The 8,964-nt window shown below is 71.2% G+C and carries 7 protein-coding genes; 1 reads left to right on the plus strand and 6 read right to left on the minus strand.

Translation table 11 applies throughout. From position 1 onward, the window contains the following. Window positions 1-52: 52 nt before the first annotated feature. The 6 genes from ACFW2Y_RS32615 to ACFW2Y_RS32640 form a co-directional block, all read right to left on the minus strand. On the minus strand, window positions 53-622 hold the full coding sequence (locus ACFW2Y_RS32615) for a dienelactone hydrolase family protein (RefSeq protein ID WP_384886351.1): 570 nt from the start codon (window positions 620-622) through the stop codon (window positions 53-55). Between the two features lie 47 nt (window positions 623-669). Then, window positions 670-2,256, minus strand: a complete 1,587-nt coding sequence (locus ACFW2Y_RS32620; protein WP_384886354.1) for a Na+/H+ antiporter — start codon at window positions 2,254-2,256, stop codon at window positions 670-672. 49 nt (window positions 2,257-2,305) lie between these two features. Beyond that, window positions 2,306-2,773, minus strand: coding sequence for a GNAT family N-acetyltransferase (locus tag ACFW2Y_RS32625; protein WP_384886357.1), 468 nt, complete (start codon window positions 2,771-2,773; stop codon window positions 2,306-2,308). Next, entirely contained in the window at window positions 2,770-3,711 is a 942-nt protein-coding gene (locus ACFW2Y_RS32630; RefSeq protein ID WP_384886360.1) for an RluA family pseudouridine synthase, read from the minus strand. The genes ACFW2Y_RS32625 and ACFW2Y_RS32630 overlap by 4 nt, the downstream gene beginning before the upstream one ends. Window positions 3,712-3,740: 29 nt before the next feature. Continuing rightward, entirely contained in the window at window positions 3,741-4,361 is a 621-nt protein-coding gene (gene lspA / locus ACFW2Y_RS32635; protein WP_384886363.1) for a signal peptidase II, read from the minus strand. Window positions 4,362-4,441: 80 nt separating this feature from the next. Further along, the gene (locus ACFW2Y_RS32640; protein WP_384886366.1) at window positions 4,442-5,251 is read right to left on the minus strand and encodes a TraR/DksA C4-type zinc finger protein; all 810 of its coding nucleotides are present in this window, start codon (window positions 5,249-5,251) and stop codon (window positions 4,442-4,444) included. 540 nt (window positions 5,252-5,791) lie between these two features. Here ACFW2Y_RS32640 and ileS point away from each other — a divergent pair. Continuing rightward, the gene (ileS, locus tag ACFW2Y_RS32645) at window positions 5,792-8,923 is read left to right on the plus strand and encodes an isoleucine--tRNA ligase (RefSeq protein WP_384886369.1); all 3,132 of its coding nucleotides are present in this window, start codon (window positions 5,792-5,794) and stop codon (window positions 8,921-8,923) included. Window positions 8,924-8,964 lie beyond the last annotated feature (41 nt).

The raw sequence follows: 8,964 nt of genomic DNA on the forward strand, positions 1-8,964 counted from the left end.
GTCCTCCCCGGGGCCACCCCCTTCGCCGTGCCCCGGGGCACGGTCGCGCCTCCTAGAGGTCGTCGAGGAAGGCCAGCGCCACCGACCAGGTCCGCTCGGCCGCCTCCTCGTCCCAGTCGGGCAGCTCGGGGTCCGTGTAGATGTGCCCCGCACCCCGGTAGCGGTAGACCTCCACCTCCGCTCCGGCCCTGCGCATCTGGAGGTACCAGGAGGACAACCAGTCGTCCGTCTCGAAGGGGTCGGGCTCGGCCACGTGCAGTTGGACCGGCAGCTCGTCGACCGAGGCCGACTCCGCGAGGTCCGAGGTGCCGTGGAACAACAGCAGTCCGCGCGCCTTCTCGTCCCCGAGCGCCAAGGTCTGCGCGATCGAGGCCCCGAGGGAGAGGCCCATGTAGACCAGCCCCCGCTCGGAGTAGGGGGCGGCGGCCAGGACCGCCCGCTTGAGCAGCTCGTCCTTGCCGATCTCGTCCCGGAGCGCCACGCCCTCCTCCACGGTCCCGACCGTCCGGCCCCCGTAGAGGTCCGGGGTCCAGACCTGGTGCCCGGCGGCCCGGAGCCGCTCGGCGGCGGCCTCGACGGAAGGGGTCAGCCCGTAGGCCGAGTGGAAGAGCATGATGTCCATGCGCTCCATCCTGCCACCCACCGCCGGCAGGCCCCGGCCGCCGCCCGTCACCGCATGCTGCGCACGTCCAGCTGGCGCAGCACCCGGTCCACCACCTCGGGATCGACCCCCGGCTCGCTGCGCGCCGAGAGGACCTCGTGCCGGGCCGCCGACATCAGCTCCCGCTGGATCCGCTGCACCGCCTTGAACCTCTTCGTGCGCTCCACGAACGCGGCCCGCCGCTCTTCGTCCACCATGTCGGGACTGATCCGCGCCCCGATGTCGTACGCCCCGCGCAGCAGCCGCTCCTGCACCTCCTCGGGAAGCTCCTCCACCTCCTCGATCTCCTTGAGTCGGCGCTTGGCCGCCTTCGCCGCCCGGACGGCGAGCCGGCGCTCCAGGGCCCGCTCGGCATCGGTGTCGGCCCGCACCCCGAGCCACTTGACCAAGGACGGCAGGGTGAGCCCCTGGAAGACGAGAGTGGCGATGATCACACAGAAGGCGATGAAGACGATCTCCTCGCGGCCGGGGAAGGGGGCTCCGCCCTCGGTGCGGAGCGGAACGGCGAGGGCCAGCGCGACCGAGGCCACCCCGCGCATCCCCGCCCACCACATGACGACGGTCTCCCGCCAGCTCATCGGGATCTCCTCGTCGACGTCCCGGAGCCCGTGCAACTTCTTCGCCAGCCAGGTGGCGGGGAGCAGCCACAGCAATCTGACCGCGACGACCACGCCGACCACGGCGGCGCCCCAGCCGAGCATCTGCCAGCCGCGCCCCTCCGCCACCCCGAAGACCTGGACGAGCTCCAGACCGATGAGGCCGAAGGCGATGCCGGTGACGAGGGTGTCGACGATCTGCCAGAAGGTCTGTCCGGCGAGGCGCCCCATGACGTCGTCGGCGTCGGCCGCGTGCTCGGCCAGGAAGAGCGCGGTGACCAGGACGGCAAGCACTCCGGAGCCGTGCAGCTCCTCGGCGAGCACGTAGCTCACGAAGGGAACGAGGAGCGTGAGGCCGGTCTGCAGGGTGGCGTCACCGAGGAGGCCGATCAGCTTGTGGGACAACCATCCGAGCGCCAGCCCCACGATCACGGCGACCACGGCGGACAGCACGAACTCGCCGAGTGCCTCGGGCCAGGAGAAGGAACCGCTGACGGCGGCGGCGACCGCCACGTGGTACAGCACGATCGCGGTCACGTCGTTGAAGAGGCCCTCGCCCTCCAGGATCGACACGAGCCGGCGGGGCAGCCCGAGCGAGCCCGCGACGGCGGTCGCGGCGACCGGGTCCGGAGGCGCGACGAGGGCGCCGAGCACGAACGCCGCGGCCAGGGGAAGGCCCGGCACCAGCGCGTGCGCCACCGTGCCGACGGCGGCCGTGGTGACGAAGACCAGGGCCACCGCGAGCAGGAAGATGGGCCGCTTGTTGGCCGCGAACTGCCGCCAGGAAGTCCGCTGCACCGAGGCGTACAACAAGGGCGGCAGCACCAGCGGGAGGATGAGCTCCGGCGGGATCTCGACGTTCGGCACGAAGGGCAGGAAGGCCAGCACGATCCCGACGAGGGTCATCAGGACGGGCGCGGGGAGCCCCAGCCGGTCGCCGAGGGGCACGGTGAGCAGGGCACCGAGGAGCAGCAGGAAGAGCAGGGCCAATTGATCCACGGCCCCACCCTGTCACGTACGTCCGTTTTGCAGCCGAACGCCCCGGTTCCTACAGCTTTCTCCGCATCGCCCGGTGCGGCATGCCGGCGTCGGGGAACTCGGGGCCGTACGCCTCGTAGCCGAGTCGCTCGTAGAAGCCCGTCGCCTGTGTCTGCGCGTGCAGGTCGACCGCGGCCAGGCCCCGGTCGCGCGCCGCGTCCTCGACGGCCCGGACCACGGCGGCGCCGACCCCGAGGCCGCGCGCCGCCTTGGTGACCGCGAGCCGGCCGAGGGAGCCGACCGAGGCGTCGGCGCCGGTCTTGCCGGCCGCGTCCGCCCCGTACAGCAGGCGCCCGGTGCCGAGCGGAAGCCCGTCCGCGCGGACGGCGAGGACGTGCACCGCCGTGGCGTCGTACGAGTCGTACTCCAGCTCCTGCGGAACCCCCTGCTCGATGACGAAAACCTCCCGGCGGACCGCGAAGCAGGCCTCCCGGTCGGCGTCGTCCACGACCTCCCGCACGACGTACGCGACGGTCACCGGCTCTCCGCCTCGATCCGGTCCAGGGCCTTCTGCAGGTCCTCGGGGTAGGTGCTGGCGAACTCGACCCAGGAACCGTCACCGGGGTGCTCGAAGCCGAGCCGGACGGCGTGCAGCCACTGCCGGGTCAGACCGAGGCGCTTGGCCATGGTCGGGTCGGCCCCGTAGGTGAGGTCGCCCACGCAGGGGTGGCGGTGCGCGGACATGTGCACCCGGATCTGGTGGGTGCGTCCCGTCTCCAGCTTGATGTCGAGCAGCGAGGCCGCCCGGTAGGCCTCGATGAGGTCGTAGTGCGTGACGGAGGGCTTGCCGTCCGCGGTGACCGCCCACTTGTAGTCGTGGTTCGGGTGCCGGCCGATCGGAGCGTCGATGGTGCCGCTCATCGGATCGGGGTGCCCCTGCACGAGCGCGTGGTAGCGCTTGTCGACCGTGCGCTCCTTGAACTGGCGCTTGAGCGAGGTGTACGCGTACTCCGACTTCGCGACCACCATCAGGCCGGAGGTGCCGACGTCGAGGCGGTGCACGATGCCCTGGCGCTCTGCGGCGCCAGAGGTGGAGATGCGGTAGCCGGCGGCGGCGAGACCGCCGATGACGGTGGTGCCGGTCCAGCCGGGGCTGGGATGGGCGGCGACGCCGATCGGCTTCGTGATCACGACGATGTCGTCGTCGTCGTGGACGATCTCCATGCCCTCGACGGGCTCGGCGACGACCTGTACCGGCGCGGGCGCGCCCGGCATCTCGACTTCGAGCCATGCGCCACCGCTGACCCGCTCGGACTTGCCGACGACCGAGCCGTCGACCTGGACCTTCCCTGCGGCGGCCAGTTCGGCCGCCTTCGTGCGGGAGAACCCGAACATGCGGGCGATGGCGGCGTCGACGCGCTCGCCCTCCAGGCCATCGGGAACGGGCAGCGTGCGGATCTCGGGACTCGTGCTCACCCGTCGAGTATGCCTTGTGTCGGAAGCGGTCAGTCCTTGTGGACGGTGCCGTCCGGGTCCAGGCCCCGGAACGAGAGGAGGACGATCAAGATGCCTCCGCAGACGATCGCCGAGTCGGCCAGGTTGAAGACCGCGAAGTGCGCGGGGGCGATGAAGTCCACGACCGCGCCCTCGAAGATCCCCGGCGAACGGAAGATCCGGTCCGTCAGGTTCCCGAGCGCACCGCCGAGCAGCAGGCCGAGCGCGATCGCCCAGGGCAGGCTGTAGAGCTTCCGCGCCAGGCGGATGATGACCACGATCACGGCGACTGCGATGCAGGTGAAGATGATCGTGAAGGCCTCGCCCATGCCGAAGGCCGCACCCGGGTTCCGGATGGCGTCGAGCCGCAGCAGGTCGCCGACCAGCTCGATCGGCTCGCGACCCTCCAGCTTGGCGACGACCAGCATCTTGCTGCCGAGGTCGAGCAGGTAGGCCAGCACGGCCACGACGAACAGCGCGACGATCCTCCGCCTGCCCCGGGGCCGCTCCTCGGGAGCGGCCGTGTCGTCGTGGGCCGGCGTGCCGTCGTGGGCCTGCGTCTCGTCGGAGGGGGCCGTCTCGTCGGCCCCTGCTGAATCCGGCGTACCGATGATGCGCTCCGCCTCTGCCACGTGAGTGAGTCCCTCGACCTCGATGTCTGACCGTGCACCGAGGGTACGGCACAGGCGTGCGAGGGCGGCAGCGGAGACCGTCAGCCGCGCCGCTCCTGTCGTTGTTTGTCCTGGACGCAGAGCGTGGCCCGCGGGAAGGCCTGCATCCGCGCCTTGCCGATCGGATTGCCGCACACCTCGCACAGGCCGTACGTGCCCGCGTCGAGCCGCTCCAGGGCGTGCTCGGTCTGCTCCAACATCTCCCGGGCGTTCGCCGCGAGGGCCAGCTCGTGCTCGCGGGTGATGTTCTTGGTGCCCGTGTCGGCCTGGTCGTCCCCGGCCCCGTCGCCGGAGTCCCACATCAGGCCGGTCAGCTCCTCCTCGGAGTGGGCGAGCTCGCTGCGGAGCCGCAGCACCTCCGCCTGGAGTTCGTTGCGGGCCTCCGCCACCTCCTCCGACGTCCAGGGTTCCTCTCCGGGACGCACCGCGAGTTCGTCGGCGCCCGCCGGGGCCGCCGCTTCGTCCTCGACGGTCGTGACGCCCCCCGCGGTCTTCTTCGCTGCCACCGACCTGGCTCCTGTCTGCCTCTTCGCGGCGGGCGCCTTCTTGGCGGCCGCCGCCTTCGCCGCCGGCTTCTTCGCCGTGGTCCTCTTCGCCGCGGACGCCCCGACGGGGACCTCCGCGCCGGTCGTCTGCGCGTCGTCGTCGGAAGCGGCACCCTCGGCCTTCCCGGCCGGCTCCCGGACCGCCTTCGTGGCCTTCTTCCCGACCGCCTTCGTGGCCTTCTTCCTGCCGGCCGCCGGCTTCTTCGCCACCGCCGACTTCTTCCCGGCCACGTCCTTGGCGCCTTCGGCGGCACCGGTGGGGCCGGTGGCCGATGACTTCTTCGCAGCGGTCTTCTTCGCCACCATGTCGCGGCCCCTTCACATTTTGTGATCTTGCTCGCGCACCGTGCTGGGACGATAAATCGGCCCCGGACCCTCGGCAACGGGGCACGCCGCCGTTCCCGCCCGTCCCCGCTCTCCGCGGGACGGGCCCGTCCCGGTCGTACCCGGCTCCCCGGCCGGTCACCCGTCCCGCCGCTCCCCCGGATGGCCGCATCCGAAGTCCGACCGGACCGGTGTGGCCATTCGGGTCACGGAAAACCGGTCCGCCGTCCGCCCCGGCGCCCCGTACACTGGGGCCAGCGAAAGGCGTGGACGGGGACGAGTAGCGTCGCAAGCAGCCATGAGCGACCCGGGGACGGTGAGAGCCCGGGGGCCAGCCCGATGTGAAGCATCACCCCGGAGCCGTCGGAAGAAAGCCGCGGTGGCAAGCGGTGACTAGAACCGGCTTCGCGACCCCAATGAGGGGGCTCGGGACGATCACGTCCGGGGCCAAGGAGGGTGGTACCGCGGGAGCAGTGCTCTCGTCCCTCCGACGGAAGAGAACCGTCCGCCGGAGGAAGATCGATGTCGCAGTACCGTCAGGTGCCCGCCCAGGTCGACCTGCCCGCGCTTGAGCACGCCGTGCTCGATTTCTGGCGCGAGAGCAAGGTCTTCGCGAAGACCCTGGAGCAGTCCGAGGGACGCCCCGAGTGGGTGTTCTACGAGGGCCCGCCCACCGCCAACGGCATGCCCGGCGCCCATCACATCGAGGCCCGGGTCTTCAAGGACGTCTTCCCCCGCTTCCGGACCATGCGCGGCTACCACGTGGCCCGCAAGGCCGGCTGGGACTGTCACGGCCTGCCGGTCGAGCTCGCCGTCGAGAAGGAGCTCGGCTTCTCCGGCAAGAAGGACATCGAGGCGTACGGAATCGCCGAGTTCAACGCCAAGTGCCGCGAGTCCGTGACCCGGCACACCGATGCCTTCGCCGAGCTGACGACCCGGATGGGCTACTGGGTCGACCTCGACGACGCGTACCGGACCATGAACCCCTCGTACATCGAGTCGGTCTGGTGGTCGCTCAAGCAGATCTTCGACAAGGACCTGCTGGTCCAGGACCACCGCGTCGCCCCCTGGTGCCCCCGTTGCGGCACCGGCCTCTCCGACCACGAGCTGGCCCAGGGGTACGAGACGGTCGTCGACCCCTCCGTGTACGTGCGCTTCCCGCTCACCTCCGGCCCGCTCGCCGGCAAGGCGGCGCTGCTGGTCTGGACGACGACCCCCTGGACCCTGGTGTCCAACACGGCGGTGGCCGCCCACCCCGAGGTCACCTACGTGGTCGCCACCGACGGCGACGAGAAGCTGGTCGTCGCCGAACCCCTGCTGGAGAAGGCGCTCGGCGAGGGCTGGGTGACCACCGGCGAGTCCTTCACGGGCAAGGACATGGAGCGCTGGACCTACCGGCGCCCCTTCGAGCTGGTCGACTTCCCCGCGCCGGCGCACTACGTCGTCAACGCCGAGTACGTGACGACCGAGGACGGTACGGGCCTGGTCCACCAGTCCCCCGCCTTCGGTGAGGACGACCTCAAGGTCTGCAAGGCCTACGACCTCCCGGTCGTGAACCCGGTCCGTCCCGACGGCACCTTCGAGGAGGACGTGCCGCTCGTCGGCGGCGTCTTCTTCAAGAAGGCGGACGAGGCGCTCACCGCCGACCTGGACGCGCGCGGGCTGCTCTTCCGGCACATCGCGTACGAGCACAGCTACCCGCACTGCTGGCGCTGCCACACGGCCCTGCTCTACTACGCGCAGCCGTCCTGGTACATCCGCACGACCGCGGTCAAGGAGCGCATGCTCCAGGAGAACGAGAAGACCAACTGGTTCCCCGAGTCGGTCAAGCACGGCCGCTTCGGCGACTGGCTGACGAACAACGTCGACTGGGCTCTCTCCCGGAACCGCTACTGGGGCACTCCGCTGCCGATCTGGCGCTGTGAGGACGACCACCTGACGTGCGTGGGCTCGCGCGCGGAGCTGACCGAGCTGACCGGCACGGACCAGTCCGAGCTCGACCCGCACCGCCCCTACATCGACGCGGTCACCTTCCCGTGCCCCACCTGCTCGAAGACCGCCACGCGCGTGCCGGAGGTCATCGACGCCTGGTACGACTCGGGTTCGATGCCGTTCGCGCAGTACGGCTACCCGTACCAGAACAAGGAGCTCTTCGAGTCCCGCTACCCGGCGCAGTTCATCTCCGAGGCGATCGACCAGACCCGCGGCTGGTTCTACACGCTGATGGCGGTCGGCACGCTGGTCTTCGACGAGTCCGCGTACGAGAACGTGGTCTGCCTGGGCCACATCCTCGCCGAGGACGGCCGGAAGATGTCCAAGCACCTGGGCAACATCCTCCAGCCGATCCCGCTCATGGACCAGCACGGCGCCGACGCGGTCCGCTGGTTCATGGCGGCCGGCGGCTCGCCGTGGGCGGCCCGCCGGGTGGGTCACGGCACGATCCAGGAGGTCGTCCGCAAGACGCTGCTGACGTACTGGAACACGGTGGCCTTCCAGGCCCTGTACGCCCGCACGTCGGCCTGGTCCCCCTCCGCCGCCGACCCGACCCCCGCCGAGCGCACGGTCCTCGACCGCTGGCTCCTCTCCGAACTCCACACCCTGGTGGCCGAGGTCACCGAGGCGATGGAGGCGTACGACACCCAGCGGGCCGGCAAGCTCCTCTCGTCCTTCGTCGACGACCTGTCGAACTGGTACGTGCGCCGGTCGCGCCGCCGCTTCTGGCAGGGCGACAAGGCCGCCCTGCGGACCCTCCACGACGTCATCGAGACGGTGACCCGCCTGATGGCCCCGCTGACCCCGTTCATCACGGAGCGGGTCTGGCAGGACCTCGTGGTGCCGGTGACGCCGGACGCCCCGGAGTCCGTGCACCTCGCCACCTGGCCGGAGGCCGACACGGGCCAGATCGACAAGACGCTCTCGGAGCAGATGCTGCTGGTCCGCCGCCTGGTGGAGCTGGGGCGGGCGACGCGGGCGGAATCCGGCGTGAAGACCCGTCAGCCGCTGTCCCGCGCCCTCGTGGCGGCGACGGGCTTCTCCGCCCTCTCCCCCGAACTCCGGGCCCAGATCACCGAGGAGCTGAACGTCTCCTCGGTGGCGTCCCTGTCGGAGGTCGGCGGATCCCTCGTCGACACGACGGCGAAGGCGAACTTCCGCGCCCTCGGCAAGCGCTTCGGCAAGGGCGTCCAGGACGTGGCCAAGGCGGTCGCGGCGGCGGACGCCGCGGCACTGTCGCTGGCGCTGCGGAACGGAGAGGCGCTCCTCTCGGTGAACGGCGAGGAGATCACCGTCACCCCGGAGGAGATCATCATCACGGAGACCCCCCGCGAGGGCTGGTCGGTGGCCTCCGACGCGGGCGCGACGGTCGCCCTCGACCTGGAGATCACCCCGGAGCTCCGACGCGCGGGCCTCGCCCGTGACGCGATCCGGCTGATCCAGGAGGCCCGCAAGAACAGCGGCCTGGACGTCGCCGACCGCATCGCCCTGCGCTGGCAGGCGGACTCCCCGGAGACGGTGGAGGCCCTGACGGCCCACGCGGACCTGATCGCGGACGAGGTCCTGGCGACGGACTACGCGCCGGGCGAGGCCGACGCCGCCTACGGCTCCCCCTTCACGGACGAGTCCCTCACCCTCACGTTCCGCCTCCGCAAGGCCTGAGCACTGCGCCGAAGGGCCCGGCTCCCCCTCGGAGGGGGAGC

The sequence above is a fragment of the Streptomyces sp. NPDC058877 genome, assembly GCF_042742855.1.
Classification (GTDB): Bacteria; Actinomycetota; Actinomycetes; order Streptomycetales; family Streptomycetaceae; genus Streptomyces.